General features: G+C 50.7%; 24 protein-coding genes and 4 tRNA genes. 20 read left to right on the forward strand and 8 right to left on the reverse strand.

Annotated elements, in window-relative coordinates:
* Positions 1-87: 87 nt before the first annotated feature.
* The 3 genes from ttrB to ttrA are packed head-to-tail and all read left to right on the forward strand — an operon-like array spanning position 88 to position 4,962.
* Positions 88-825 carry a tetrathionate reductase subunit TtrB gene (ttrB, locus tag AAZR23_RS02915; RefSeq protein WP_046892453.1) on the forward strand — a complete coding sequence of 246 codons (738 nt, stop codon included), beginning with the start codon at positions 88-90 and terminating at the stop codon, positions 823-825.
* Positions 825-1,889, forward strand: coding sequence for a tetrathionate reductase subunit TtrC (ttrC, locus tag AAZR23_RS02920; RefSeq protein ID WP_218428016.1), 1,065 nt, complete (start codon positions 825-827; stop codon positions 1,887-1,889). The genes ttrB and ttrC overlap by 1 nt, the downstream gene beginning before the upstream one ends.
* Positions 1,882-4,962, forward strand: coding sequence for a tetrathionate reductase subunit TtrA (ttrA, locus tag AAZR23_RS02925; protein WP_434690455.1), 3,081 nt, complete (start codon positions 1,882-1,884; stop codon positions 4,960-4,962). Before ttrC ends, ttrA begins: the two co-directional genes overlap by 8 nt.
* A gap of 143 nt (positions 4,963-5,105) precedes the next feature.
* On the opposite strand, the gene bssS is transcribed toward ttrA, so the two are convergent.
* Both bssS and pyrC read right to left on the reverse strand, forming a co-directional pair.
* Positions 5,106-5,363, reverse strand: coding sequence for a biofilm formation regulator BssS (gene bssS, locus AAZR23_RS02930; protein WP_024473889.1), 258 nt, complete (start codon positions 5,361-5,363; stop codon positions 5,106-5,108).
* 234 nt (positions 5,364-5,597) lie between these two features.
* Positions 5,598-6,650 carry a dihydroorotase gene (gene pyrC, locus AAZR23_RS02935; protein WP_314048179.1) on the reverse strand — a complete coding sequence of 351 codons (1,053 nt, stop codon included), beginning with the start codon at positions 6,648-6,650 and terminating at the stop codon, positions 5,598-5,600.
* A gap of 276 nt (positions 6,651-6,926) precedes the next feature.
* On the opposite strand from pyrC, the gene AAZR23_RS02940 reads away from it, so the two are divergent.
* Positions 6,927-7,280, forward strand: coding sequence for a type II toxin-antitoxin system RelE/ParE family toxin (locus AAZR23_RS02940; protein WP_434690458.1), 354 nt, complete (start codon positions 6,927-6,929; stop codon positions 7,278-7,280).
* Positions 7,281-7,282: 2 nt separating this feature from the next.
* Complete coding sequence (locus AAZR23_RS02945) at positions 7,283-7,585, forward strand: helix-turn-helix domain-containing protein (protein WP_046892450.1); 303 nt, start codon at positions 7,283-7,285, stop codon at positions 7,583-7,585.
* A gap of 49 nt (positions 7,586-7,634) precedes the next feature.
* Here the strand turns inward: AAZR23_RS02945 and AAZR23_RS02950 are convergent.
* The 5 genes from AAZR23_RS02950 to AAZR23_RS02970 all read right to left on the reverse strand — a co-directional run bounded on the left by AAZR23_RS02950 (position 7,635) and on the right by AAZR23_RS02970 (position 9,222).
* Positions 7,635-7,710, reverse strand: a tRNA-Asn gene (locus AAZR23_RS02950).
* A gap of 242 nt (positions 7,711-7,952) precedes the next feature.
* A tRNA-Asn gene (locus AAZR23_RS02955) sits at positions 7,953-8,028 on the reverse strand.
* A 245-nt stretch (positions 8,029-8,273) separates the two neighbouring features.
* Positions 8,274-8,349: transfer RNA gene (locus AAZR23_RS02960), tRNA-Asn, on the reverse strand.
* Positions 8,350-8,507: 158 nt separating this feature from the next.
* A tRNA-Asn gene (locus tag AAZR23_RS02965) sits at positions 8,508-8,583 on the reverse strand.
* A 129-nt stretch (positions 8,584-8,712) separates the two neighbouring features.
* Complete coding sequence (locus tag AAZR23_RS02970) at positions 8,713-9,222, reverse strand: YlaC family protein (RefSeq protein WP_434690461.1); 510 nt, start codon at positions 9,220-9,222, stop codon at positions 8,713-8,715.
* A gap of 458 nt (positions 9,223-9,680) precedes the next feature.
* On the opposite strand from AAZR23_RS02970, the gene cspE reads away from it, so the two are divergent.
* The 15 genes from cspE to AAZR23_RS03045 all read left to right on the forward strand — a co-directional run bounded on the left by cspE (position 9,681) and on the right by AAZR23_RS03045 (position 25,142).
* The gene (gene cspE, locus AAZR23_RS02975; protein ID WP_004240014.1) at positions 9,681-9,893 is read left to right on the forward strand and encodes a transcription antiterminator/RNA stability regulator CspE; all 213 of its coding nucleotides are present in this window, start codon (positions 9,681-9,683) and stop codon (positions 9,891-9,893) included.
* A 103-nt stretch (positions 9,894-9,996) separates the two neighbouring features.
* Positions 9,997-10,191: a protein DsrB gene (gene dsrB / locus AAZR23_RS02980; protein ID WP_046892448.1), complete on the forward strand. Its 195-nt coding sequence runs from the start codon at positions 9,997-9,999 to the stop codon at positions 10,189-10,191.
* Positions 10,192-10,542: 351 nt separating this feature from the next.
* The gene (locus tag AAZR23_RS02985) at positions 10,543-11,238 is read left to right on the forward strand and encodes an MgtC family protein (protein ID WP_046892447.1); all 696 of its coding nucleotides are present in this window, start codon (positions 10,543-10,545) and stop codon (positions 11,236-11,238) included.
* 1,711 nt (positions 11,239-12,949) lie between these two features.
* Entirely contained in the window at positions 12,950-13,303 is a 354-nt protein-coding gene (flhD, locus tag AAZR23_RS02990) for a flagellar transcriptional regulator FlhD (protein ID WP_004240016.1), read from the forward strand.
* Between the two features lie 5 nt (positions 13,304-13,308).
* Complete coding sequence (flhC, locus tag AAZR23_RS02995; protein WP_218428022.1) at positions 13,309-13,890, forward strand: flagellar transcriptional regulator FlhC; 582 nt, start codon at positions 13,309-13,311, stop codon at positions 13,888-13,890.
* Between the two features lie 99 nt (positions 13,891-13,989).
* Positions 13,990-14,877 carry a flagellar motor stator protein MotA gene (gene motA / locus AAZR23_RS03000; RefSeq protein ID WP_046892445.1) on the forward strand — a complete coding sequence of 296 codons (888 nt, stop codon included), beginning with the start codon at positions 13,990-13,992 and terminating at the stop codon, positions 14,875-14,877.
* 7 nt (positions 14,878-14,884) lie between these two features.
* Complete coding sequence (motB, locus tag AAZR23_RS03005) at positions 14,885-15,883, forward strand: flagellar motor protein MotB (RefSeq protein ID WP_434690465.1); 999 nt, start codon at positions 14,885-14,887, stop codon at positions 15,881-15,883.
* Between the two features lie 75 nt (positions 15,884-15,958).
* On the forward strand, positions 15,959-18,028 hold the full coding sequence (gene cheA / locus AAZR23_RS03010; RefSeq protein ID WP_434690468.1) for a chemotaxis protein CheA: 2,070 nt from the start codon (positions 15,959-15,961) through the stop codon (positions 18,026-18,028).
* 16 nt (positions 18,029-18,044) lie between these two features.
* A complete protein-coding gene (cheW, locus tag AAZR23_RS03015; protein ID WP_046892443.1) occupies positions 18,045-18,542 on the forward strand; it encodes a chemotaxis protein CheW in 498 nt (165 codons plus the stop codon).
* A 95-nt stretch (positions 18,543-18,637) separates the two neighbouring features.
* Positions 18,638-20,323, forward strand: a complete 1,686-nt coding sequence (locus AAZR23_RS03020; RefSeq protein WP_046892442.1) for a methyl-accepting chemotaxis protein — start codon at positions 18,638-18,640, stop codon at positions 20,321-20,323.
* A 112-nt stretch (positions 20,324-20,435) separates the two neighbouring features.
* The gene (locus AAZR23_RS03025) at positions 20,436-22,010 is read left to right on the forward strand and encodes a methyl-accepting chemotaxis protein (RefSeq protein WP_434690471.1); all 1,575 of its coding nucleotides are present in this window, start codon (positions 20,436-20,438) and stop codon (positions 22,008-22,010) included.
* Positions 22,011-22,128: 118 nt separating this feature from the next.
* Entirely contained in the window at positions 22,129-22,992 is an 864-nt protein-coding gene (locus AAZR23_RS03030; RefSeq protein ID WP_218428027.1) for a CheR family methyltransferase, read from the forward strand.
* Positions 22,964-24,031, forward strand: coding sequence for a protein-glutamate methylesterase/protein-glutamine glutaminase (locus AAZR23_RS03035; protein ID WP_046892439.1), 1,068 nt, complete (start codon positions 22,964-22,966; stop codon positions 24,029-24,031). Before AAZR23_RS03030 ends, AAZR23_RS03035 begins: the two co-directional genes overlap by 29 nt.
* Positions 24,032-24,085: 54 nt before the next feature.
* The gene (gene cheY, locus AAZR23_RS03040) at positions 24,086-24,478 is read left to right on the forward strand and encodes a chemotaxis response regulator CheY (protein ID WP_004236857.1); all 393 of its coding nucleotides are present in this window, start codon (positions 24,086-24,088) and stop codon (positions 24,476-24,478) included.
* 25 nt (positions 24,479-24,503) lie between these two features.
* Positions 24,504-25,142 carry a protein phosphatase CheZ gene (locus AAZR23_RS03045; protein ID WP_046892438.1) on the forward strand — a complete coding sequence of 213 codons (639 nt, stop codon included), beginning with the start codon at positions 24,504-24,506 and terminating at the stop codon, positions 25,140-25,142.
* A gap of 59 nt (positions 25,143-25,201) precedes the next feature.
* On the opposite strand, the gene AAZR23_RS03050 is transcribed toward AAZR23_RS03045, so the two are convergent.
* A complete protein-coding gene (locus tag AAZR23_RS03050; protein ID WP_046892437.1) occupies positions 25,202-25,525 on the reverse strand; it encodes a DUF5339 domain-containing protein in 324 nt (107 codons plus the stop codon).
* Positions 25,526-25,721 lie beyond the last annotated feature (196 nt).

Here is a 25,721-nt window from a genome sequence, read left to right on the forward strand (position 1 = left end):
ATCCCTTTACTCAACAACATGTTTATTCCTTTTTGGTTGAGTTTGAATACGACGAGCAATGAAGTTCCAAATACACCGGAGAGCAGTATGGATCTTGGCAAACGAAAATTTCTGCAAAACCTGGGCGTCCTGACAGCAGGTACGGCCCTGGTTCCGATGGCGGAGGCAGGTCTGCATTTTTCGCCGACCCGCCGTGAAGGTGACCCGTCAAAGCGCTACGGTATGCTGATTGATTTACGCCGCTGTGTCGGCTGTCAGTCCTGTACCGTCAGCTGTTCTGTTGAAAATCAGAGCCCGCAGGGGCAGTTCCGCACCAGTGTCAGTCAGTATCAGATTCAGATCCGTAATGAAGAGGCAACAACCAACGTGCTGCTGCCGCGTCTGTGCAACCATTGTGATAATCCGCCGTGTGTTCCGGTTTGTCCGGTACAGGCCACCTTCCAGCGGGAAGACGGTATCGTGGTGGTGGATAACACCCGCTGTGTCGGCTGCGCCTATTGTGTGCAGGCCTGTCCGTATGACGCCCGCTTTATTAACCACAGCACACAAACCGCAGATAAATGCACATTCTGTGCCCACCGCCTGGAAGCCGGGTTATTACCGGCCTGTGTTGAATCCTGTGTCGGCGGCGCGCGTATTATCGGTGACCTGAAAGATCCGTCCAGTACCATCAGCAAAATGCTCAGAGAGCACGAAGCGGCGATTAAGGTACTGAAACCGGAAAACGGCACACTGCCGCAGGTGTTCTATCTGGGACTGGATGAGGCTTTTGTTCATCCTCTGGAAAACCGCGGACAGCCCGCATTATGGCAGGAGATCCACTGATGACTGAACAAGTGATGTTAATTCAGGAAGTGCTGGTCCGGCCGCAGGAAATTACCTGGCTGCCGTGGGCGGTACAATACTTCTTTATGATCGGGATAGCCGCCTGTGCCGCCCTGTATGCCTGCTGGCAGCGCTGGCGCGGAGATAAACGGGATGCCCGTCTGGAGATGCTCGCGGTCTTTATCAGTATCACGCTCGGGATCGCTGCTCCGCTGGCACTGACGGCGGATCTGCATCAGACCGCCCGCGTCTGGCACTTCTACGCCTATCCGACACCGTGGTCATGGATGCCGTGGGGAGCTGTGTTCCTGCCGGCGTTTACCGGTTGTATTGGTCTCTATTTTCTGGCGCTGGTGGCGGACAAAATCTGGCATAAGCAATTTAAACTGACCCGCTGGGTGGCGCTCGGCAGTGCCGCATTCGCCATCGGCCTGTTGCTGTATACCGGCCGTGAGGTTTCTGTGGTGCGTGCGCATCCTATCTGGTTCAGTTACTGGATACCTGTGCTGCTCTTTTTCAGTGCATTGCAGGCTCTGCCTGCCCTGATGATGCTGGGTGCCCGCCGTGAGCCGCAGTACCAGGCACAACTGGCGCGTTTACAGGTGGTTTCCTTACTGCTGCTGGCAGTGTGCATGGGGTTCTGGATCGCCGGTGATACCATTTCCGGTGCGGCTATCCGTGAACAGCTCCGTTTCGGCACAACCGGATGGACGCTGGCTATGGGGGAAATTGTTCTGTGGATTGCATTGATGGTGCTGGCGGTTCGTCTGCTGACACATCGTGGTTCAGTGGCGTATGTCACCATTCACACGCTGCTGACGCTGTTCCTGACCTGGTCGCTGCGCTGGCTGCTTCTGATGCAGGTACAGACGTTACCGAAATACAATGTCATGCACAATCCGTACAGCCTGCCGATGGGGACGGATGGTATTCAGGCCATTATCGGTACGATCGGTTTATGGATAGCTCTCGTGATTATATTCCGTGAAGGTATCCGCTGGGTTAATAACAAAGTACAGAATCAACAGAAAGTCGCGCAGGACGGGGGTGTACAACATGGCTAAGTCAACAAGACGTCAGTGGTTAAAAGCAGGTTTGGCGATCGGCGGACTGGCAGCGTTCGGTTACAGTTACCGCGATGTGGCGAAACGCGCCGTCGACGGGCTGATGAACGGTACCTCCGGAAAAGTGACTCTGCATCGTATTAACGGCAACTCGCTGATCCCGGAAGGGAACGCGGTGAAGGGCTGGCAGGCGGAAAGCACACAGGCGGTCTCGATGACGCAGTGTTTCGGCTGCTGGACGCAGTGCGGTATCCGCGCCCGTGTTGACCGTGAAACCAATCAGGTGATCCGCATTGCCGGTAACCCGTATCATCCGCTCTCACATGACCGCCATATCGCCTATAACACGCCGCTGGCGGAAGCCCTGAAAAATATGGGCGGCGAAAGCGGCCTGGAGGGGCGATCCACTGCCTGCGCCCGCGGTGCGACCCTGATGGAAGGCCTGCACAGCCCGCTGCGTATCCTTGAGCCGATGAAGCGCGCCGGTAAACGCGGCGAAGGCAAGTGGCAGCGCATCAGCTTTGAACAACTGATAAAAGAAGTGACGGAAGGCGGGGATCTGTTCGGTGAAGGTCATGTGGACGGTCTGCGTGCTATCCGTGACCTCAATACGCTGATTGACCCGGCACAGCCGGCACTCGGACCGGTGGCAAACCAGCTACTGGTGACCAACGCCGGGGATGACGGGCGCGATACCTTTATCCGCCGTTTTGCCCTGAATGCGTTCGGCAGCAAAAACTTTGGTGCGCACGGCTCGTACTGCGGGCTGGCTTACCGTGCCGGTTCCGGGGCGCTGATGAACGATCTCGACAAAAACGCCCACGTCAAACCGGACTGGGATTATGTGAAGTTTGCTCTGTTCCTCGGCACCTCTCCGGCGCAGTCCGGTAACCCGTTCAAACGACAGGGGCGCCAGCTGGCCAATGCACGGATCCGGGACAGTTTTAACTATGCGGTTGTCTCTCCGGCACTGCCGCTGACCACCACACTCGCCAATGATCACGGACACTGGGTTCCGATCACGCCCGGTACTGATTCCGCGCTGGTGATGGGGATGATCCGCTGGATGATTGAGAACAACCGCTGCAACAGGGAGTATCTTGCGGTTCCGGGTGAAGTGTCAATGAAACGTACGGGGGAGTGCAGCTGGACAAATGCCTCGCACCTCGTGATCACCGATGATGCCCATCCGCTGGCCGGTCAGCATCTGACAGCGGAAGCTCTGAACGGACAGACATCTGAAGAACCGGTGTATATCGTGCTGACAGAGCAGGGTGAGCTGGTGCCTGCGGATAACTGTGACCGTGCGGTACTGGAAGTCAGTCAGCCGGTCACCCTGGCAGACGGTACGACGGTGAATCTGAAAAGCAGCTTCCTGCTGCTGAAAGAATCCGCGCAGCGCTTTACCCCGGCAGAATACAGCGCCCGCTGTGGTGTGCCGGAAGAAACAATTGCCGCACTGGCGAAAACACTGACGTCGTACGGGCGTCAGGCAGCCGTGATTTCCCACGGCGGTATGATGTCCGGTAACGGTTTTTATAATGCCTGGGCGGTGATCATGCTTAACGCACTGATTGGCAACATGAACCTGAAAGGTGGTGTGTCTGTCGGCGGTGGTAAGTTCAACGGCGCCAATGACGGGCCGTGCTACAAAATGGACAGCTTCCCGGGCAAAGTGAAACCGAAAGGCATGAATCTGGCGCGCAGTAAGTCAGTTTATGAAAAATCCGATGAATACAAAAACAAAGTGTCTGCCGGTCAGAACCCGTATCCGGCTAAAGCACCGTGGTATCCGCTGGCAGCCGGTCAGCTGACAGAACAGCTCGGCTCCGCGCTTGAGGGGTATCCGCACAAGCTGAAAGCCTGGATCACCAATATGACCAACCCGCTGTATGGTATTGCGGGAATGCGTCAGGTGATGGAAGAGAAACTGAAAGATCCGGCACATCTGCCGCTGATTATCGGCATTGATGCCTTTATGAATGAAACCACCGCACTGGCGGACTACATCGTCCCGGATACCCATAACTTTGAAAGCTGGGGATTCAGTGCGCCGTGGTCCGGTGTGCAGACCAAAGCCACCACCGCCCGCTGGCCGGTTGTTGAGCCGCGTGTGGCAAAAACAGCGGATGGCCAGCCGGTTGCCATGGAATCCTTCTGTATTGCTGTGGCAAAAGCCCTGGATCTGCCGGGATTCGGCGACAATGCTATCGCAGACAATGACGGCAACACGTACCCGCTGAACACGGCAGAGGACTATTATCTGCGTGTGGCCGCGAATACCGCCTTTATGGGCGAGAAACCGGGGCCGGAAGCCAAAGAGGCGGATATCCGTCTTTCCGGGGTGGATCGCATCATGCCAGCCATGCAGCAGGTACTGAAAGCGGATGAAATCAGCCGGGTGGCATATCTCTACAGCCGCGGCGGTCGTTTTGCACCGTATGAAAAGGGCTGGGACGGAGAGAAAACCGGGCCGCAATGGAAACAGCCGCTGCAGATCTGGAATGCGGATGTGGCGCAAAACCGCCATGCCATCACCGGTGAGCGTTTCAGCGGATGTCCGGCCTATTATCCGCCGCGCCTGTCTGACGGCAGTGATATTGACCGTGTTTATCCGGCAGAAAACTGGCCGCTGAAACTGATGTCCTTTAAATCACATGTGATGAGCAGCTCAACCACCATGATAGAGCGTCTGCACCATGTAAAACCGTCAAATCTGGTGGCAATTAACCCGGCCGACGGCGAAAAATTCGGTGTGCAGCACGGGGATCTGGTACGTATCACCACACCTGGCGGCAGCGTCGAAGCGCAAATCAGCCTGCTGAGCGGTGTGATGCCGGGTGTGGTGGCGATTGAACACGGTTACGGACATCACGAAATGGGTGCACGCCAGCATTATCTTGACGGTGAAGCGCTGGCGACGGATAAGCGCATCGCGTCCGGTATTAATATTAACGACCTGGGCTTCGCTGACCCGACCCGTCAGGTGGCGAACACCTGGCTGGACTGGGTAACCGGTGCTTCTGTACGGCAGGGACTGCCGGCGAGAGTGGAACGGATTTCCGCGGCCTGATTACATTATCTGCCTCAACCCATCATCCGACAATTATTATAAAGCTGTAATGCAATACCTCTGACCACCTCCGGGTGGTCTTTTTTTGCCGCAGAAAACACAAAGGACACCAAATGGTGTCCCTCTTGTGCAGTCTTTACCGGTCAGTGTCTGATATTGTCTGACTGATTATAATATTCACCGGATTCAATTTTATCGATACCGGCCTGAAGTATATCAATTAACTGACGGGCGACATCTGTCGTCAGCCACATGGTTTTATCCACTTCTGCATGTTCGGGAGACTGGGACTGATCCTGCAGATAATGCAGGCGCAGCATCATAGCGTCGTAACTGTCGACGGTACTGATGTCCCATCCGATGACCGGATGAGTCTGAATGACGGCTTTTTTATCGTTCATTGAACCTCCTAATCATACTGCAAGATGGTTAATATCTCTGACTAAGAGCTGACATCCCGTTAACAACGGGTAGTATCAGTATAAGGTCTTTTTGCAAAGTAAAAAGGGGGGGATAAGACTTTTATTATGCAAAAAACGGGAAAATTGTCTTCTCTGAACATAAAAACTGAGCAATAAGACGTTTTTCATCTTATTGCTCTGAAGGGCTGCGTATTTATACCCGGTCAGTATTACTTAACGGCAGGTTTTTACATCCCAGCGGGCATCGGTTCCGGCCAGGAAAGGAACTAATATATCCTCTGCACCGTTAATAGTTTCCGGTGTGATAACTTCCCGGCGGGTTAATTCGACAAAACCGTCATTGACCGGCAGGCCATAAAACGCCGGGCCGTTCAGTGAGCAGAACGCCTCAAAGTGTGCCAGCGCATTCATCTCCTCAAAGACAGTGGCATAAGCAGCCAGTGCAGTCGGGGCATTAAACACCCCGGCACAGCCGCAGGCAGACTCTTTGCGGTGGCGCGCATGAGGTGCACTGTCTGTGCCGAGGAAGAAACGTTTACAGCCGCCCGCCACTGCCTGACGCAGTGCTTCCTGATGCACATTGCGTTTCAGTACCGGCAGACAGAACAGATGCGGGCGCACACCGCCGACCAGCATATGGTTGCGGTTAAACATCAGATGCTGTGGTGTCAGTGTGGCGGCGATATTATCATCCCCGCCGAGTACATACTGCGCGGCATCTTTGGTGGTGATATGTTCAAAAACCACTTTCAGTGCCGGAAAATCACGGCGCAGCGGGATCATCACATCATCGATAAAGCGGGCTTCGCGATCGAAAATATCAATATCGGCGTGAGTCACTTCGCCGTGCACCAGCAGCGGCATGCCGTTGCGGGACATCATCTCCAGCACCGGATAAATATTGCGGATATCCGACACGCCGTGAGCGGAGTTGGTGGTCGCATTTGCCGGATACAGTTTGCAGGCGGTAAACACACCTTCACGGAAACCGCGCTCAATCTCTGCCGCATCTGCGTTATCGGTCAGATAACAGGTCATCAGCGGGGTAAAGTTGTGTCCCTGCGGCACTGCGGCCAGAATGCGATCGCGGTACGCTATTGCGGCATCAGTCGTGGTAACCGGCGGAACCAGGTTCGGCATCACAATAGCGCGCCCGAAAAATTCACTGGTAAAAGGCACAACAGTACTGAGCATCGCACCATCACGGAAATGGATATGCCAGTCGTCAGGGCGGCGGATTTTCAGGGAAGTAACAGGATGAGTCATTGAACCGGCTCCGAAATAAGTAAAGGATAACCTGATGGCGGGTGCCATAAGCCGGAAAAGAATGATAGAACGATTCGCCGGTAAATACCATGTTAATTTGCGTTTCTGCGTGACCGGCGGAAAAACGGCGGTGTTGTTACAGAAACAGGCGGGGGAATATTGAAGGTGTACCGGGATTAGCGGGATCATTGATCGGTTGTTTTTGGTGTCTGTTGTAAAATCCGCACTATTGCTTTGCACCTATATAGCATCTGATCTATATTATAAGGACATAACGTGTGGAAGATAATTACAACAGATAATTTTGCAGCGTGGTTTGCTGAGCAGGATGACGGGGATCGTACAGCAATACTGGCGGCGATGCTGGTATTGGAGAAGACCGGACCCGGTTTATCAAGACCGTATGCGGATACTGTGAAAGGTTCGCGTTATACGAATATGAAAGAGTTACGTATACAAAGCAAAGGACAGCCGATAAGGGCATTTTTCGCATTCGACCCTGAACGGAGAGGTGTTTTGCTGTGCGCGGGATATAAAACCGGCAAAGAAAAACGTTTTTATATGCAGATGATCCCGCAGGCTGACCGTGAGTATACAGAATGGCTGAACAGGCCGGAAAACAGGAGTTAACAATGGGAAAGTCACTCAGACAACTGCTGGCTGAGGAAAAGCCGGAAGTTGCGGCAGCAGCACGGGTTCAGGCGGACGAGATCCTGCTGAATATCCATCTGGCGGAACTGCGGGAAAAAGTGAACAAAACACAGGTGGAAATGGCACAAGCGCTGGGAATCAAACAGCCGACGGTCGCCGGGATGGAAAAACCGGGGCGTGATGTCAAATTATCCACGCTGAGACGCTATGTGGACGCTATCGGCGGAAAACTGAATATTGATGTTGAGCTGCCGGACGGCACGCATTATATGTTCAGGGTCTGATACGGGATACGGCGGATAAAACAGAGAAATAAACAGGAGAGGTAAACGTTGGCTCCTCCAGCTGGACTCGAACCAGCGACATACGGATTAACAGTCCGCCGTTCTACCGACTGAACTATGGAGGAATATCTTCAACGCGGGGTGCATAGTAGTGCGGTGGTGCGGGTTTGTCAAAATGAAAAATAACTTTTTGAATCGTTCGCTTTGTTTATGATCACTTTGCGGAAAATAACAGCGTGAAACGGAATTTTTTGCCTGTAAATCAGTCAGTCACAGGAAATAAAAACAGATAAATAAAAACAGCTAAATAAAAGATGGCGGCGTGTCAGAAAGCAAAAAGCCCGCTCAGTGAGCGGGCTCTTAAATCTGGCTCCTCCAGCTGGACTCGAACCAGCGACATACGGATTAACAGTCCGCCGTTCTACCGACTGAACTATGGAGGAAGCGTGTTCTCTGTGAGAACGGGGTGCATAGTAATGCGGTCAGTACGGATTGTCAAAGCGAAAATCAGGGAATGTGATCTGTTTGCTGTACTTATGAGCATTCAGGCGGAATAATCATCAAAATCACAGGGTTAACAGGTATAAATCCGGGTTTTTAATTGACGGAGATAACAGGAAAGGCGATAAGGGAGACAGATGATCAGCAGAAATGAAAAAAGCCCGCTCAGTGAGCAGGCTTTTAAATTTGGCTCCTCCAGCTGGACTCGAACCAGCGACATACGGATTAACAGTCCGCCGTTCTACCGACTGAACTATGGAGGAATTGCGTTCTCGCGAGAACGGGGTGAATCATAGCTATCCTGCGGCAGCTTGTAAAGGGCAAAATGCAAAAAAATGACTGAGTGGCTAAGGCTTGAGCAATTGCAGATAAGCAGGGGCAGAAATGCAAAAAGCCCGCTCAGTGAGCGGGCTCTTAAATCTGGCTCCTCCAGCTGGACTCGAACCAGCGACATACGGATTAACAGTCCGCCGTTCTACCGACTGAACTATGGAGGAAGCGTGTTCCCTTGGGAACGAGGCGCATATTAACGGGGTGACCCGGTTGTGTCAACGGGAAAAAAACAATTTTATACCGTTTGCTCAGCAAGTAACCCGGGTGAATAAAAAACAGGCATAAACAGAGGGTTAAGCCGCACCTTTCATCCAGTGAGAGCGTGGTTTTTCCGGGTGTTCTTCCGGATAAGCCATCAGATGCAGGTCATAAAACGACATTGTACCTTTTGTCTCTGTCATATGGCGGATATCCTGCTTCAGTGTATCGCTGACCTGAGGGTGACTCAGTATTGCGGCCAGTGTTTCCTGCGGCACGGCTTCGCTGACAAACCATTCGCCGTTATAGCACACCCGTAAATCCAGTACGCCGATATCGGAAAAACGGTAAACGGGCTTAACTTCAAAAAGTAAAACCGTGGCCATTACCAGGAACAGGGCGCTGAAACCGAGCAGCCAGTAAAAACCGAAGTAGGGTGCATAATAAATAAGAACACCCAGCACGAGATAGGATACGACCATCGCCAGACATAAATAAGGATAGGTGCGGATAAAATGACTGCTGAAGCGGGGTTTCCCGTCCCGCTTCTCACGCTGGTTGATATTATCAAGAGCGCCGGTAATTAGTGTTCTGACGACATCCATAGAATGACCTCCGGAGGTCTGCTGCTGTTCTGATACATTATATTAACATGTCCGGAACACAACCGCGCAGAACAGTTACGGCGTTTGTGAGGAATAACTGTTATGTTGTAAGGATTATTAAGAATAGTCTTACTGCTGTTAAATCAGGTGCGTCCGGCAGCTCAATTTGCTGAATTCGCAGACAATTAGCCGGATAAAAGTTAATAAATATGAGCTCTTTCACTTTTTTTAAAATTCACGGCAATAAATCAGTTGCTATTCATCCCCACTCATGAGTTAATGTTTGCGGCCCTAAAAAGAGCAGCTTTATGTATGACAACTGAGTTTGAGCGTTTAAGTTGAGTGTTATCCAGGATAGCCTTTGACCGTTTCATATGCTGTGTGCCTCCATTTAGTTTTTGCTTCCGGCCAGTACCTGCCAAAATGGCAATGCATTTATTTATATATAGGAAAGTCACATGTCTGACAAAATGAAAGGTCAAGTTAAGTGGTTCAACGAATCTAAAGGCTTTGGTTTCATCACTCCAGCTGATGGCAGCAAAGATGTTTTCGTTCACTTCTCTGCCATTCAAGGCGCAGGTTTCAAAACCCTGGGCGAAGGCCAACAAGTAGAATTCACCATCGAGAATGGTGCTAAAGGCCCGGCTGCAGCTAACGTAACTCCGCTGTAAGATATAGCCAAACCGAATTCCAAGCCTGCCGCGTAAGTGGCAGGCTTTTTTTATATCTTTTTTTTATATCTATCACCTTATTATGATCACCGGGAGCCGGATTATGCAGATTAACGACACCGTTTATGTCAAAACGGATGCGGATGAGCCCCGCGAAGGCCGGATATTACTGATCGAACCTTTTAGTGAAGGTGTGATGTATCTGGTGGCTCTGCCGGAATATCCGGACGGCATCTGGTTCTTCAATGAAAAGGAGGGCGGGGATGGTGTATTCATCACGCCGAAAAATAATTTCTGACTTTACATATTTTTGCGGACACCCTATACTCCGCGCATCTTTTCTGAACAGAGGACCCAGATTTGGACAGTCACAGTTATCACTCAATTAATAACTGATCCGGCACACCTTTCTTTTCTGAAACTGTCTGCCGGTACGATGATGGCGGGCAGCACCTCTCTGCGGTACTGCACTTTTTATAATTACAGATGATCTGCCGGTTCCCGGTTGTATCACTGCGACAGGTATGCAGTATGTTTATCGTTTCTCACGCACTCTTTCCTCCTGGTTACTGAGCAGAATTCTTTCGTTATTTTTACATTTTCTGCTGTTAACACCTGACGCTGTTGCGTCTTTCGGGTGGAGGTTACTATGTTTGCAATTCCTTATTTACTCAATTTACTGGCTGCGCTGGCACTTGGCGCGCTGATTGGTGCGGAGCGCCAGTGGCGTCAGCGGATGGCCGGTCTGCGGACCAATGCTTTGGTGGCAGTAGGTGCCGCTGTATTTATCTTAAGTTCTGTCACGACATCACCGGATAGTCCGGGCCGGATAGCCGCACAGGTGGTTTCCGGGATCGGTTTTCTGGGTGCCGGGGTGATTATGCGTGAAGGTATGAATATCCGCGGACTGAACACGGCCGCCACATTATGGTGCTCTGCCGGTATTGGCGTGCTGTGCGGACTGGGGGAGTTTGGTCCGGCGTTGACAGCTGCACTGGTGATCTTATGCGCTAATATTTTGCTGCGGGAAGCTGCGCAGCGTATCAATGCACGGCCGGTTATTCACGCCACAGATCTCGTACAGGACTACAAAATCCGGGTTATCTGTCATGAAAAAGATGAAATTCTGGTCAGAACGGTGATCCTTCAGGCGCTGAATGGTTCACATGTCCGGCTGCACTCACTCAGCAGTGCAGATACAACCGGCGGCAAACTGGAGGTTTGTGCCGAAGTTCGTGCGACACCGGCAGAGCAAAAAGAGATTGAAGGTATTGTCTGCCGGGTCAGTCTGGAAAGAAGTGTCAGTGCAGTAAACTGGATGATTGCATCTGAACTGCCGGTTTGATACTTTTTGTGCGCTATACAGTGACTACCGTGATTATTTTAATAAATTCTTAAGATTCAGCCGGGGGTAAATCCACCGGCTTTATTCTGTGTATCAACAGAATATTCATATTTAGCGATAATTTTTGATAGGGATGCAGAGTGTTTTTTACTTATTTTAAGAATAAAGAACTAAATCCTCAGCTGTCCGGCGGATAGAAATCACCTGATCAGTGTCACACTACAGCTGATTTTTCGTGGGGGTGAAGCGGGATCCCGGGATGAAAAACACGATTTTCATCATAACGGCCTGCCCGGATTTAAGAAAGTTTTCAGAAAAATGGTGATAAATCGTGATGGTAATCACAAGGTGGTACTTTTTTCCCGGCAATCTGTCGCTGACATAAAAAGCAAAAAACTGAAAATTTTGATCTGCTTACTTATTCCGGGTGTGACAGAAAAAATGTATCTCCGTACCGGGCGGAACAGGATGAAATGTTTATCCAAAATCCGGGGACAACCGTAATACTACTCTAATTTGTAAAAAAAAAAGTATATAGTAACTATATGTTACTATATTGAAGGTGATTACTTCAGGATTATCTGACGGTATCTATGCTACATTTAATTAACGACTTTGCTAATAGGAAAATACCGGGATTGTGATGACGTAATGACATTTCTGTGACAAACGGGTGGTAATGTACCTTTCAGAAGCAAAGGCAGATAATCGGAGAGGCGGTTTAGTTTATAAAAGTATCATCTGAACGTATATACATAACCTTATACGCTCCGAAAAGACAAATAAGTGAGCATATAAAAAGAAAAAGGCATTATTCTTTTAAAAGAAATAAAGCACATCCGGAATAGAAAACCTCAAGAATGAATTAAATTCATTTAATCTTTAATTGCTTCTCTGCTAAATAAAGAACCCTCATTAACATAAGATAATTTTATGTTTAATGTCATAAACAGCCCATTTTTTGTTAAAAATTACTAAACATTGATCTGCGCAGGGTATCTGAAATGTTCATGGTTACACTTTGTTATAACGTGGTCATAAACCAGGTAAAAATGAACTAAAGCGTACGATATATCACCATACCGGTTAAAAATAAGTATTTTACACCGCCATTTTTGCCAAGTATTCCCCGCGGCTATGGCATAAAGCAGACTTTCCTAATAAGACCATTTGATCTGTATCAATATATCTGTATTCATTATATGCATGGTGCAAAGGACTTAGCCGACACGTATTTTGAGTCATATTTACCTAAAGATTACTGGCATTTGACTTAGGGGGTGATAAGTGCGGTGGGTATTTGAGATATGTTGAGACAAAATATAATTAATAGTAAAATTGTACTAATGCATGGTGGGATATTTATCTTTCTGAGATAAAAACAAACATCAGTGGCTTGAATAGTTAATTTTGTGGTGCATAATAAATAACGTCTATAAATGATATAAGATGATTCAGACATTAAATAAGCTGGTGCTGATTTTAATCGTTACTTTTATTGTTTACAGGTATTCCTGATGTGTATTTAATTTAAGTTTACTTTTGTGTGTTTCGCACGCATGCCGGATATTTATATGGATTGGCAGTAAACAATGGAATGAGCTCCTCCGGTATTTATAACATTACGTAAAACAGGATCTCCGGTATCACACAGCGCCGGAGATAGTTTCTGCTGTACTTTGATGCTGCTGATATTCGGATAGGATAAAAAATGAGCCAGACGACTGATTTTCTGAAGCATATTTATGATATTAACCTCTCATACCTGCTGTTAGCCCAAAAACTTATTGCTCAGGAAAAAGCTTCTGCCATGTTCCGCTTAGGCATTAACGATGCAATGGCAACTACGTTAGCAAACCTTACGCTCTCTCAATTGGTCAAACTGGCAGAAACCAACCAGCTAATCTGTCAGTTCAGATTTGAGAGCAGCGAAACCATTGAAAAACTCACACGTGATTCCCGCGTGGATGAATTACAACAGGTTCATACCGGAATTTTACTGTCAACCCGCCTGCTGCAAACGCACGGCGCGGCTGGCACTGACTCACACGCAAGAAAAAGATAAGTATCATGGCCGAAAAAAGTATCATCAAAGAGGCTCAGGATATCCGTCTCGCGATGGAATTAATCTCTCTGGGTGCTCGTCTTCAGATGTTGGAAAGTGAAACTCAAATCAGTCGCGGACGTCTTATCCGCCTGTACAAAGAGCTGCGCGGATGTCCTCCCCCGAAAGGGATGCTGCCGTTTTCCACAGACTGGTTTATGACATGGGAACAGAATATTCACGCCTCCATGTTTTATAATGCTTATGAGTTCCTGATGAACAGCGGACAGTGCTCCGGTGTTGATGTGATAGTAAAGGCGTACCGGCTGTACCTGGAGCAGTGTCCGCCGGCTCCCGGTGAAGAGCCGCTGCTGGCACTGACCCGTGCCTGGACACTGGTGCGGTTTGTGGAGAGCGGAATGCTGCAGCGTTCTGTCTGCCGCTGCTGCAGCGGGTCATTTGTCACCTACGCTCACATCCCTGAAAACAGCTTTACCTGCAGTTTATGCCAGCCGCCTTCACGGGCAATAAAAAAACGTAAACTTTCCTCACTTCCCGCCGATATTACGCTATATCGAGAGGATGGCATTGCCAAAGCGGTAATGTGACTGGATTGATTTGGTAAACAGGCAAATTCGTTTTGCCTGTCCTTCCTGAAAGTGCCCTTTGACAGCCATCCGATACTTAACTGAGTTAAAGGGAATAGCGTGTTAATACTCATCGGATACATCATTGTTACGGGCACGGTCATCGGCGGCTATCTGATGGTTGGCGGCCACATGGGCGCACTTTATCAACCCGCTGAATTTGTTATTATTTTAGGTGCCGGATTTGGCGCATTTGTCGTCGGTAACAGCGGAAAATCCATTGTTGCCCTGGGTAAAGTGCTGCCGCGTCTGTTCCGCCGCTCCTCCTACAACAAAGCGATGTCAATGGATTTGATGGCGCTGTTGTTCCAGCTTCTTAATAAATCCCGCCAGCAGGGGCTGCTGGCCCTGGAAAAAGATATCGAGAATCCGCAGGAGAGCGATATTTTTTCCCAGTACCCGCGCATTCTTAAAGATCAGGCCGCACTGATGTTTCTGGTGGATTATCTGCGCCTGATGATCACCAGTAACCTGCAAAGTCATGAAATTGAAGCACTGATGGATGAAGAGCTGGAAACATTCCGTCAGGAGAGCGAAGTGCCTGCTTCCGGCCTGAATATGGTCGGGGATTCCATGCCTGCATTCGGTATTGTTGCCGCCGTCCTCGGCGTGGTGAACGCACTGGGTTCTGCCGACCGTCCGGCCGGTGAACTGGGGGCGCTGATTGCGCATGCAATGGTCGGGACATTCCTCGGTATTCTCGTTGCGTATGGCTTTATTCTGCCGCTGGCGTCACTGATCCGCCTGCGCAGTGGTGAACAGCTGAAAATGCTGGAATGCATCAAAGTGACTTTCCTTTCTTCCTTACAGGGTTACCCGCCGCAAATCGCCGTTGAATTCGGCCGTAAAGTGCTGTTCAGCGCAGATCGTCCGTCCTTTACCGAGCTGGAAGATAAAGTCCGTGAGGTAAAAGTCAGCCACCGTACCGAAGCGCAGGACGGGGAGTAAACGGACGATGAAACCGGGCAATACGCATATTATCCGCGTCAAAAAGCGGGGCAGTCACGGGCACGGCGGCGGACACGGCGGGTCATGGAAGATTGCTTATGCTGACTTTATGACCGCCATGATGGCGTTCTTCCTGGTGATGTGGCTGATTTCTATCTCCAGCCCGCAGGAACTGACTCAGATTGCGGAATACTTCCGCACGCCGCTGAAAACGGCCATCAACCCGGGAACAAAAACCGGGGATGCGACCAATCCGATTCCGGGCGGCGGCAAAGACATTATTTATAAAGAGGGTGACACTCTGCCGGACCCTGACAGCATGCAGGATCAGCAGGGACAGGATGACGCCGGTCGTTTTGAGAAACTGAAACAGGATTTGGAACAGGCCATTCTTAAAGACCCGCGGCTGAATGAACTGAAACCGCATCTGCTGATTGATACCACGGATGACGGGCTGCGGATCCAGATTGTGGACAGTGCCAACCGTCCGATGTTTATGGTCGGCTCGACCCATGTTGAACCGTATATGCGGGATATTCTGCGGGCGATTGCGCCGATTCTGAATGACGTACCGAATCGTATCAGTATTTCCGGTCACACCGATGACCTGCCGTACGCCAACGGCGGCAACTACAGTAACTGGGAACTGTCTGCCGAGCGTGCCAATGCTTCCCGCCGTGAACTGGTCCGCGGTGGTATGGCTGAGAACAAAATTCTGCGGGTGGTCGGGATGGCATCCTCTATTCACCTGGATAAAAACGACGGGCTTGCGCCGGTGAACCGCCGTATCAGCATCATCGTTCTGAATGAAGCGGAGATGGAAAATATCCTCCATGAATATGAAGGGGCCGTTCCCGTTACGGATATACAGCAGCTGAAGCAGTTGCCGCCGCGCAGCGAAACACCGGTACCGCCGGAGATCCCGCCGGAAGAGGGGCCGGAACCGGTCGCTCCGGATCAGACGCCGCCGCAGAACAGTGCCGCAGCGGCGGATACCACACAATAAACAGGATGGACAGGTACTGCCGGATTTCCGGCAGTACCTGTCAGCCGTAACACAAGAAAAAATTGGATAACCGCGATGGATATAACCGAGTTTTATCAAACATTCTTCGATGAAGCCGATGAGCTGCTCCGGGATATGGAACAGCACCTGCTGGAACTTGATCCCCGGGAACCGGACAATGAACAGCTCAATGCTATCTTCCGCAGCGCACACTCCATTAAAGGTGGTGCGGCAACATTCGGCTTCACGCTGTTGCAGAAAACCACACACACGCTGGAAAACCTGCTCGATAAAGCCCGCCACGATGAACTGACGCTGACGCCGGATATTATTGACGTTTTCCTCGATACCAAAGATGTGATGGGCTCACAGCTGGATGCCTATAAGAGCGACACTCTGCCGGATGAAGAGAGCTTTAACCGGATCTGTGAAGTGCTCGGGCATGTGGAACAGAGTGTGGCCGATACTGTGGCTGTCACAGAAACTGCCGCACCGCAAGCTGTCAGCAAAGCCGCAGAGGATACCCCGGCTGCGCAAGATACCGGCACGGTAACGGAAACCGGTTTTTCACATCATTTCACTTTCACGCTCAGTAAGCTGAAAGAAAGTGAAGTCGCTTTGCTGGCGGATGAATTGTCACTGTTCGGCACGGTATACAAAACCGAACAGGGCACCGATACCCTGAAAGTCTGGCTGGGCACCAATACCGCAATTGATGACATCAGCGGAGTGCTCTGTTTTGTGGTGGATGATTCACAGATTGCTTATGAAGAAACTCCGGCAGCGGAATTAGCCGCCATTCTGGCCGCAGACAGCACTCCGGCAGAGCCGGAAGCGGAAACAGTCAGCGCACCGGCTGCCGCGGCGGTACCGGCGGCATCATCTGCTGCACCGGCAGCCCGTAAAGCACCGGCTGCAGCTGCAAAAAACAAAGGTGACAGCGGCAGTATCCGTGTGGCGGTGGAGAAAGTGGATCAGCTGATCAACCTCGTCGGTGAGCTGGTGATTATCCAGTCCATGCTGACCCAGCACAGCCAGCAGGTGGATCAGGCTGAATATGCGGATCTGCTCAGTTCTATTGTGCAACTGGAACGCAACTCACGTGCACTTCAGGAATCCGTTATGTCCATCCGTATGATGCCGATGGATTATGTCTTCAGCCGCTTCCCGCGCATGGTGCGCGATATCGCCTCAAAACTGAATAAGAAAATCGAACTGAAAGTGGAGGGCAGTTCCACCGAACTCGATAAGAGCCTGATTGAGCGGATTATCGATCCGCTGACACATCTTGTGCGTAACAGTCTCGACCACGGTATTGAAAAACCGGAAGTCCGTGCGGCCAACGGCAAACCGGAAGCCGGCACGCTGACCCTGGCGGCGGAACATCAGAGCGGCAATATCTGCATTGAAGTGCGGGATGACGGCGCCGGTCTGAACCGGGAACGCATCCTGGCCAAAGCCCGCCAGCAGGGTATGGATGTGCACGACAACATGACCAACGATGAAATCGCGATGCTGATTATGGCGCCGGGTTTCTCCACTGCTGAAGTCATCACCGATGTGTCCGGCCGTGGTGTGGGCATGGATGTGGTGAAACGGAACATCCAGGATATGGGTGGCCGTATTCAGATTGGTTTCACCGAGGGCCGCGGTACCGTAACCCGGATTCTGCTGCCGCTGACACTGGCAATTCTCGACGGCATGTCCGTCAAAGTGGCTGATGATGTCTTTATTGTACCGCTCAGCGCCATTATCAGTACTCTCCAGCCGCGTCAGGAAGATATTTACCGCCTTGCCGGTGAGGAAAAAATGCTGCTGGTCCGCGGTGAATATCTGCCGCTGGTCGAAATGCACAAGGTCTTCGGCATTAAAGAGGCTGAGCATGATCTGGCAAAAAGTATCGCTCTGATTGTTCAGAACGCCGGTAACCGTTACGCGCTGCTGGTGGACAGACTGATCGGACAGCAGCAGGTGGTGGTGAAAAATGTTGAAAGTAATTACCGCAAAATTCCGGGGATCTCCGCAGCCACTATCATGGGCGACGGTTCCGTTGCACTGATTATTGATGTGGCGGAATTGCAGAGAATGAACAACGAAATTTTGTGCAAAAAGAAACTGAACACGTCACACGTCGTGATGCAATAAACAAAGGTAAATAACCATGTCGATGATGGATGAAGATTTAAACAAACTCGATGAAGAGAAAAACGGCGAAGGGTATCTGATTTTTACGCTGGGTGAAGAAGAGTATGGCATTGAGATCCTGAAAGTACAGGAAATCCGTGGTTATGAGCAGGTCACCCGTATTGCGAATACCCCGGATTTTATTAAGGGTGTCACTAACTTACGCGGCGTGATCATTCCGATTATTGATCTGCGGGTGAAGTTCTCCCATCAGAACGTCACGTACAACGACAACACCGTGGTGATTGTGGTCAATCTGAAAGATCGCGTGGTCGGTATTGTGGTGGACGGCGTGTCTGACGTGCTGGTGCTTAAAGATGAACAGATTGCACCGGCTCCGGATTTTGCGGTCACTTTATCGACACAGTATCTGACCGGTTTGGGTACTATCGGTGAGCGGATGCTGATTCTGGTTGATATCGAAAAGCTGCTTTCCAGCGAGGAAATGGCACTGATCGACAGCATGGCTGAATGATAATTCAGCCATATAGTTTTGGTTAATCCATCACTAAAGTTTTTTGTCGTGTGACCGATATCAAAAATACAATAACACTATGCCAGTAGAAAATTATGTATAGCAGAATTAAAATTGTATCAGGGCTTTTATCCGTTATTCTTATATTCGTACTGTTGCAGCTGGCATCCAGCGGACTGATGTTCAGCAAACTGGGTGAAAACCGCGACAGTATTCATTTTTTGGATTCACTTCAGAGCCAGAGACAGGTACTTACCCAGAGCTGGGTTAACCTGATCCAGGCCCGCGCCAATTTAAACCGGGCTGCAAACGGTTTTCTGCTCAGAGAGCACACTTTTAAAGACGATGCCACCCCGGACGAGCTGATCAAACAAGCCACCCGTCAGTTAGCAGATGCGGATGCCGCGTATGCCCGCTATATGAAAATGATGGAAGGCACCAGTTACGACAAGGCTAAGTTTGAAAAACTGCTTTCCACCTATGAAACCTACCGTAATGCGCTGACCCGGCTGATGTCCTACGTCCGGGAAGACCAGCTGGAACAGTTCTACACCTATGCCACATCCGGCTATCAGATGAAATTCGAAGAGCAGTTTAATTCGTATTTCGACAGCATTTCGGTGGCATTCCGGGGTGAAGTGCAGAATGCGGAAGATAACTTCAGTGAATCACTGTATATGCTGATTGCACTGGCGGTTATCCTCGCGCTGATCGGTATCATCAGTTATCGCTATGTACAGCGCGGGATTATTCATCCTCTTAATGGCCTGGTTGATCGTATCAAAGTGTTTGCTGCCGGTGACCTGACTCCGACAGTGCCTGTCAACGGCCATAATGAAATCGCTGATCTCGGCCGCGGTGTGCAGCACATGCAGCAGGAGCTGATTAATACGGTGCGCGGTGTGCGTGACGGCAGTGAAAACATCTATCAGGGAACCAGCGAAATCGCCGCCGGTAACAATGATTTGTCCGCCCGTACCCAGGAGCAGGTTGCCTGTCTGGAAGAGACAGCCGCCAGTATGGAAGAACTGACCGCAACGGTGAAACAGAACACCGAATATGCCCATCAGGCCAGTGAGTTCGCCGGTCAGGCGTCCGAGATTGCCCGTGAAGGCGGCAAAGTGGTGTCCAACGTGGTCAATACCATGCTGAATATCGCTGACAGTTCCCAGAAAATTTCCGATATCACCGCTGTTATCGACAGCATTGCGTTCCAGACCAATATCCTGGCACTGAACGCGGCGGTTGAAGCCGCCCGTGCCGGTGAACACGGCCGTGGTTTTGCGGTGGTGGCGGATGAAGTCCGTAACCTGGCGCAGCGCAGCGCGGATGCGGCGAAAGAGATCAAAATCCTCATCGAAGATTCGGTATCCCGTACCGGAACCGGTGCCCGTCAGGCAGAAGATGCCGGTAAAACCATGACCCGGATTGTGGAATCCGTCACTCGGGTCACCGATATTATGGCGCATATCGCCACCGCATCCGATGAGCAGAGTAAAGGTATTTCACAGGTCAGTATTGCAGTTGCCGAAATGGACAAAGTGACGCAGCAGAACGCCTCACTGGTTGAGCAATCTGCGGTGGCGGCAAATGTGCTGGAAGAACAGGTGGCGAAACTGTCACAACTGATAGCTATTTTCCGTTTACCGGCCCTGAAACACAAGGACGATAAACATACTGAACCGGCGGCAAGAACGATTTCCAATGTCGTGAAAACCCCGGATCTCAGCAAAATATCATCGAAGAATCACCAAGATGATGACAATTGGGAAACTTTTTAACGACGCGTCTGTGCTTTGCGCTGTCAGGGAAACCTGACGGCGCTTTTGTGCATCACAGCGATAATAATAATTGAAGCAGGTGAGCCCGGCCGGACGCAGTGGGGATAGCATTATGTTTGGTAAGAGAATACGGATTTCTGTCAGTTTATATCTGTTGCTTATTTTCTTTTGCGGTATGCAGATAGTGTCCAGCGGATTATCGCTGGGGATTGTTTCATCAGAATTATCATCACTGGAACGGGTCGATCTCGGCTCAAAAAAACGGGCTTTGCTGGTGTCTTCTTATGAAGATCTGATGCAGGCCCGTAACCTGCTTACCCAGGTTGTTGTGCATATCAAAGTCGGCTCTGAGGAGAGCGATATCCGCCAGGTTAAAGCGGCGTTTGATTTACTGCTGGAGAAAGCAGCGGAAGATTACAATAACTTCAAATCCCAGCCGGTTCTCAGTGAGAAAGAGGATTTTGCCGGCATTGAGGAGCAGTACCAGTCTTACCTCAGTGTCATCAAAGAACTGCGTGGTTACATTGATAACGCCAATATCCCGGCGTATGTGGAACATCCGACTCAGATGTATCAGGATAAAATGGGTGCTGTGGTCAATGATTATCTGGCTCTGCTGGATGAGGAAAGCCGCAGTGCGATTGAGTCCGGCACCTTCTATAACCGTCTGGCGTGGATCATGTTCTTTTGCGTCACCGCCACCATTCTGCTGATTTCCGGCCTGGCCCATTTCTGGATGCGTCACAAAGTGATTAACCCGCTGACCAGCATGAGCGAGCATTTTATGCAGGTTGCTCAGGGCAAACTGAACCAGAAAATAGAAGTGACCACCCGCGATGAAATCGGAGTGGTATTCGGCCAGCTTAAACTGATGCAGGAATCACTGGCAGAATCTGTCTCAAACGTTCGTCTGAATACAGACCAAATGTATACCGGAATTCGCGAGATTGCGCTGGGCAATAATAATTTATCATCGCGTACAGAACAGCAGGCTGCATCGCTGGAAGAAACCGCCGCCAGTATGGAAGAGTTGACCGCGACGGTGAAACAGAACGCTGACAACGCCCGTCAGGCCAGTGAACTTGCGGTCACGGCATCGAAAACCGCCAGCCGCGGTGGCCAGATCACGGACAGCGTGATCGAAACCATGACCTCGATTGCCAACAGTTCGCAGAAAATCAGCGCCATTATCAGCGTGATCGACGGCATTGCCTTCCAGACCAACATCCTTGCCCTGAACGCTGCCGTGGAAGCGGCCCGTGCCGGTGAGCAGGGACGCGGATTCTCCGTGGTCGCCGGTGAGGTTCGTGCGCTGGCACAGCGCAGTGCGGAAGCGGCAAAAGAGATTAAGTCCCTGATTGATGAATCTGTTGACCGTGTCGGTCAGGGAACCCAGCTGGTGGACAGCGCCGGCAAGACAATGGAAGAACTGGTCACTGCCGTGAACCAGGTGACGGAACTGATGAGCGAAATCGCGTCTGCCTCCAACGAGCAGAGCCGCGGTATCGAACAGGTGGCAACCGCCGTCAGCCAGATGGATCTGGTGACCCAGCAGAACGCCGCACTGGTTGAGCAGTCAACAGGGGCGACAGCCGCACTGGAGGATCAGGCGAATAACCTGGTCGATACGGTCGCTTTCTTTGAGCTGCCGGAGAACAAGGGCATGCAGTCCGGCTTTGCCGGCTGACGGTTCTGCTGATCCCCGCCCGCCCCGGTTCGTATCGCAGACCCGCGGCGGGCGGTAACTGATTGGTTTGTATTGAAACTGTCACTGAATCGTTTTTACCGAAAGGACAACAAGTACGATGCTTTTTGCGCCACAGATAGAACCACTCACAGATGATGAGTTTGGTCGGGTGTGCCGGTTTATTCATAAAAAGTCAGGCATCGTCCTTAGCATGAATAAAAAGAATATGGTCTACAACCGCCTGTTAAAGCGGCTCAGAGACTGCAATATGAGCACATTCGCCGAGTATCTGCGTTTGCTGGAACGGGAGCCGCTGCACCCGGAATGGCAGGCTTTTATTAATGCTATGACCACCAATTTAACCGCATTTTTCCGGGAGCCTCATCACTTTCAGACACTGACTGATTTTATCCGTCCCCGCCGTAACCAGCCGATCTCTATCTGGTGTGCGGCCGCATCGACAGGGGAAGAACCGTATTCGATCGCCATGACACTCAGTGATGTTCTCGGTGCGAACGCCATGAATGCCAAAGTGATCGCCAGTGATATCGATACCGAAGTTCTGGATAAGGCCCGCAAGGGTGTCTACCGTATCGAAGAGCTGAAAAACCTCAACGCCCTTCAGCGTCAGCGCCATTTTATGAAAGGGGTCGGGGAATATGAAGGCTATGCCCGGGTTAAACCGGCGCTCGGCCGGATGATTGATTTCCGTTATCTGAATCTGACGGACAACGACTGGCAGTTTCAGGGACAGTTTGATGCCATATTTTGTCGTAATGTCATGATTTATTTTGATAAGGACATGCAGAAACAACTACTGGAACGTTTTGTTCCGTTACTGAAGCCTGACGGGCTGCTGTTTATCGGACACTCGGAGAACTTATCACAGCTCTCTTCGCGTTATGTCATCAGAGGACAGACCGTTTACAGCATTCAGGCTGCCGGGAGAAGTGATGAAAAAAATAAAAGTGCTTTGCGTTGATGACTCGGCGCTGATGCGTCAGTTAATGCGTGAAATTATTAACAGCCATCCGGATATGACTGTGGTGGACGTGGCACCTGATCCGTACGTCGCGCGTGATCTGATTAAACAGCATGAACCGGATGTGGTGACACTGGATGTGGAAATGCCGCGGATGGACGGCATCGATTTTCTGGAAAAACTGATGCGCCTGCACCCGGTGCCGGTGGTGATGGTGTCCACGCTGACCTCCAAAGGCTCGGAAGTGACCCTGAAAGCCCTGGAACTGGGCGCGGTGGATTTTGTCACCAAACCGCAAATCGGAATTCGTGAAACCATGATGAGCTACCGCGACCTTATCGGTGAAAAAATCCGTGCGGCGGCGATGTCAAAAATCACGCAGGGTAACCGCTTCCGCCGTCAGGAAAAAGTGACAGCAGCACCGGCGGTGATAAGCAAACCGCTGTCATCGTATGTCTGCCACAACCGCCTGATTGCGGTAGGCGCGTCAACCGGCGGTACCGAAGCTATCCGTCAGTTCCTGGAGATGCTGCCGCCGGAGTGTCCGCCGGTGGTGATCACCCAGCATATGCCGGCCGGTTTTACCCGCTCATTTGCCGAGCGCCTGAACAAGCTCTGTGCGCTGACAGTAAAAGAGGCGGAACACGGTGATGTGCTGCTCAAAGGGCATGCCTATATTGCCCCGGGGGATGCGCATATGCTGATCGCGGATAAAGGCCACGGATACCAGGTGGTGCTTCAGCAGACTCCGCCGGTGAACCGTCACCGTCCGTCCGTGGATGTGCTGTTTGATTCAGTGGCCGAATGTGCCGCACGCAAATGTATCGCGGTACTGCTGACCGGTATGGGTATGGATGGTGCGCGCGGTATGCTGAATCTGCGGCAGAAAGGGGCGGTCACTTACGCCCAGGATGAGCGCAGCTGTGTGGTCTTCGGCATGCCGAGAGCGGCGATTGAACTGAATGCAGTCGATGAAATTCAGGATCTCGTCAAAATTGCCCCTAGTGTGCTGGGCAGACTTGCTGCCGTTTCCGCCTGACGGAACCGGTAATTATTCATTGTATTTATTCATTGTATTATTGCAGGAGTGGTTATGGCCGCTAAAGATTTGAATTTTCTGGTAGTTGATGATTTTTCCACTATGCGCCGTATCGTGCGTAACCTCTTAAAAGAGTTGGGATACAACAAAATTGAAGAGGCGGAAGACGGTGTGGATGCCCTGGAGAAAATCCGGGCGGGTCAGATTGATTTCGTGGTGGCGGACTGGAACATGCCGAACATGGACGGACTGGAGCTGCTGAAAACCATCCGTGCGGATGATGCGCTCAAACACATCCCGGTCATGATGGTGACCGCCGAAGCGAAAAAAGAAAACATTATTGCCGCCGCTCAGGCCGGTGCCAGCGGTTATGTTGTCAAGCCGTTCACCGCCGCGATCCTCGAGGAAAAACTGAATAAAGTTTTCGAAAAGATGGGTCTGAACTGAGAGGAATCAGCAGAAGGAAAGCAGGATGACGGAAAATAAATCAACGGACAGAAACAAAAACAGTGATGATGACTTAAAACAGATCATCACCAGAGTCGGTTTTTTAACGAGGATGTTAAGAGAAAGCATGCGTGAACTGGGATTAGAAAAGGGCGTGCAGCAGGCGGTCGCGACAATTCCGGACGGAAAAGACAGACTGCGTTACATCGCTCAGATGACCGCACAGGCGGCGGAAAAAACGCTCAACGGCATCGATACCATCAAGCCGTTACAGGTAAAAATGCACGAGGATGCCCTGGATTTGCAGGCGCGCTGGCAATCCTGCCCGTCCGCGGAGGTTGATCCGGCATTGCAGGAATCCACCCTGGCCTTTATCCGCCGGGTGATTGACGGCAGTGCGGTAACCAAAAGTGAGCTGCTGGAAATTATGATGGCACAGGATTTCCAGGATCTGACCGGTCAGGTCGTGAAAAAAATGATGGAAGTGGTGGAAGAAACGGAGAAACAGTTGCTGTTTCTGCTGATGGAAAACACCCCGGCAGACATCCGCGCCAAACATCCGGTCGACAGCCTGAAAAACGGGCCGCAGATTGATCCGAAAGGGACAAACGTGATGGCATCTCAGTCACAGGTTGATGACCTGCTGGATGAGCTTGGTTTCTGACATAAAAAACCGCAGCAGGGATGCCGCGGTTCAGATCTGTCAGTCCGTCAGAACGGAAATCAGATACCCATAGCCTGTTTGACCTGGGCCATTGCTTCGCTGCCGGCTTTACATGCGGCATCCTGCTGGTCAGCAGGCAGTGCGGCGATCTGTTTTTTCGCATCGTCGTACTGTTTCATCATTGGTTCTAACTGAGCTTTAACCGCTTCGTTATCACCTGCTTTGTCAGTCGCTTTCTTCATTAAATCATCGACTTCAGCGAAGTATTTATTACAGGTTTCAGTGGCACCCGGAACGGATGATGCTGATTTTTCTTCGCCGGAACACGCAGTCAGAGCCAGAGCCATTAAACCCAGAGAACAGGCTAAAATTGTTTTTTTCATTCGTGAGTACCTTGTGATTATCGTGGAATAAAACAGTGGCAAATTATAAAGTACCGGTAATAAGTGCCTATCGGAATTGTTCCTAATTTCACGAATTGTCCGAAATACGGACTTTCATCAGGTTCCGCAGCTGAAATTGGTTATTTTACGTGGCCGGCCACTGCCTCCGGGCGTCACTGAGTGATTTTCTGCTGAT

It is taken from the genome of Morganella sp. Je.2.23 (genome assembly GCF_051129855.1).
GTDB lineage: Bacteria > Pseudomonadota > Gammaproteobacteria > Enterobacterales > Enterobacteriaceae > Morganella > Morganella sibonii.

Bases quoted from the DNA above. Each gene is read 5' to 3' on its own strand.
- ttrB (WP_046892453.1), top strand. From the start codon at position 88: ATGGATCTTGGCAAACGAAAATTTCTGCAAAACCTGGGCGTCCTGACA.
- ttrC (WP_218428016.1), top strand. From the start codon at position 825: ATGACTGAACAAGTGATGTTAATTCAGGAAGTGCTGGTCCGGCCGCAG.
- ttrA (WP_434690455.1), top strand. From the start codon at position 1,882: ATGGCTAAGTCAACAAGACGTCAGTGGTTAAAAGCAGGTTTGGCGATC.
- bssS (WP_024473889.1), bottom strand. From the start codon at position 5,363: ATGAACGATAAAAAAGCCGTCATTCAGACTCATCCGGTCATCGGATGG.
- pyrC (WP_314048179.1), bottom strand. From the start codon at position 6,650: ATGACTCATCCTGTTACTTCCCTGAAAATCCGCCGCCCTGACGACTGG.
- AAZR23_RS02945 (WP_046892450.1), top strand. From the start codon at position 7,283: ATGGGAAAGTCACTCAGACAACTGCTGGCTGAGGAAAAGCCGGAAGTT.
- AAZR23_RS02970 (WP_434690461.1), bottom strand. From the start codon at position 9,222: ATGGATGTCGTCAGAACACTAATTACCGGCGCTCTTGATAATATCAAC.
- cspE (WP_004240014.1), top strand. From the start codon at position 9,681: ATGTCTGACAAAATGAAAGGTCAAGTTAAGTGGTTCAACGAATCTAAA.
- dsrB (WP_046892448.1), top strand. From the start codon at position 9,997: ATGCAGATTAACGACACCGTTTATGTCAAAACGGATGCGGATGAGCCC.
- AAZR23_RS02985 (WP_046892447.1), top strand. From the start codon at position 10,543: ATGTTTGCAATTCCTTATTTACTCAATTTACTGGCTGCGCTGGCACTT.
- flhD (WP_004240016.1), top strand. From the start codon at position 12,950: ATGAGCCAGACGACTGATTTTCTGAAGCATATTTATGATATTAACCTC.
- flhC (WP_218428022.1), top strand. From the start codon at position 13,309: ATGGCCGAAAAAAGTATCATCAAAGAGGCTCAGGATATCCGTCTCGCG.
- motB (WP_434690465.1), top strand. From the start codon at position 14,885: ATGAAACCGGGCAATACGCATATTATCCGCGTCAAAAAGCGGGGCAGT.
- cheA (WP_434690468.1), top strand. From the start codon at position 15,959: ATGGATATAACCGAGTTTTATCAAACATTCTTCGATGAAGCCGATGAG.
- cheW (WP_046892443.1), top strand. From the start codon at position 18,045: ATGTCGATGATGGATGAAGATTTAAACAAACTCGATGAAGAGAAAAAC.
- AAZR23_RS03020 (WP_046892442.1), top strand. From the start codon at position 18,638: ATGTATAGCAGAATTAAAATTGTATCAGGGCTTTTATCCGTTATTCTT.
- AAZR23_RS03025 (WP_434690471.1), top strand. From the start codon at position 20,436: ATGTTTGGTAAGAGAATACGGATTTCTGTCAGTTTATATCTGTTGCTT.
- AAZR23_RS03030 (WP_218428027.1), top strand. From the start codon at position 22,129: ATGCTTTTTGCGCCACAGATAGAACCACTCACAGATGATGAGTTTGGT.
- AAZR23_RS03035 (WP_046892439.1), top strand. From the start codon at position 22,964: ATGAAAAAAATAAAAGTGCTTTGCGTTGATGACTCGGCGCTGATGCGT.
- cheY (WP_004236857.1), top strand. From the start codon at position 24,086: ATGGCCGCTAAAGATTTGAATTTTCTGGTAGTTGATGATTTTTCCACT.
- AAZR23_RS03045 (WP_046892438.1), top strand. From the start codon at position 24,504: ATGACGGAAAATAAATCAACGGACAGAAACAAAAACAGTGATGATGAC.
- AAZR23_RS03050 (WP_046892437.1), bottom strand. From the start codon at position 25,525: ATGAAAAAAACAATTTTAGCCTGTTCTCTGGGTTTAATGGCTCTGGCT.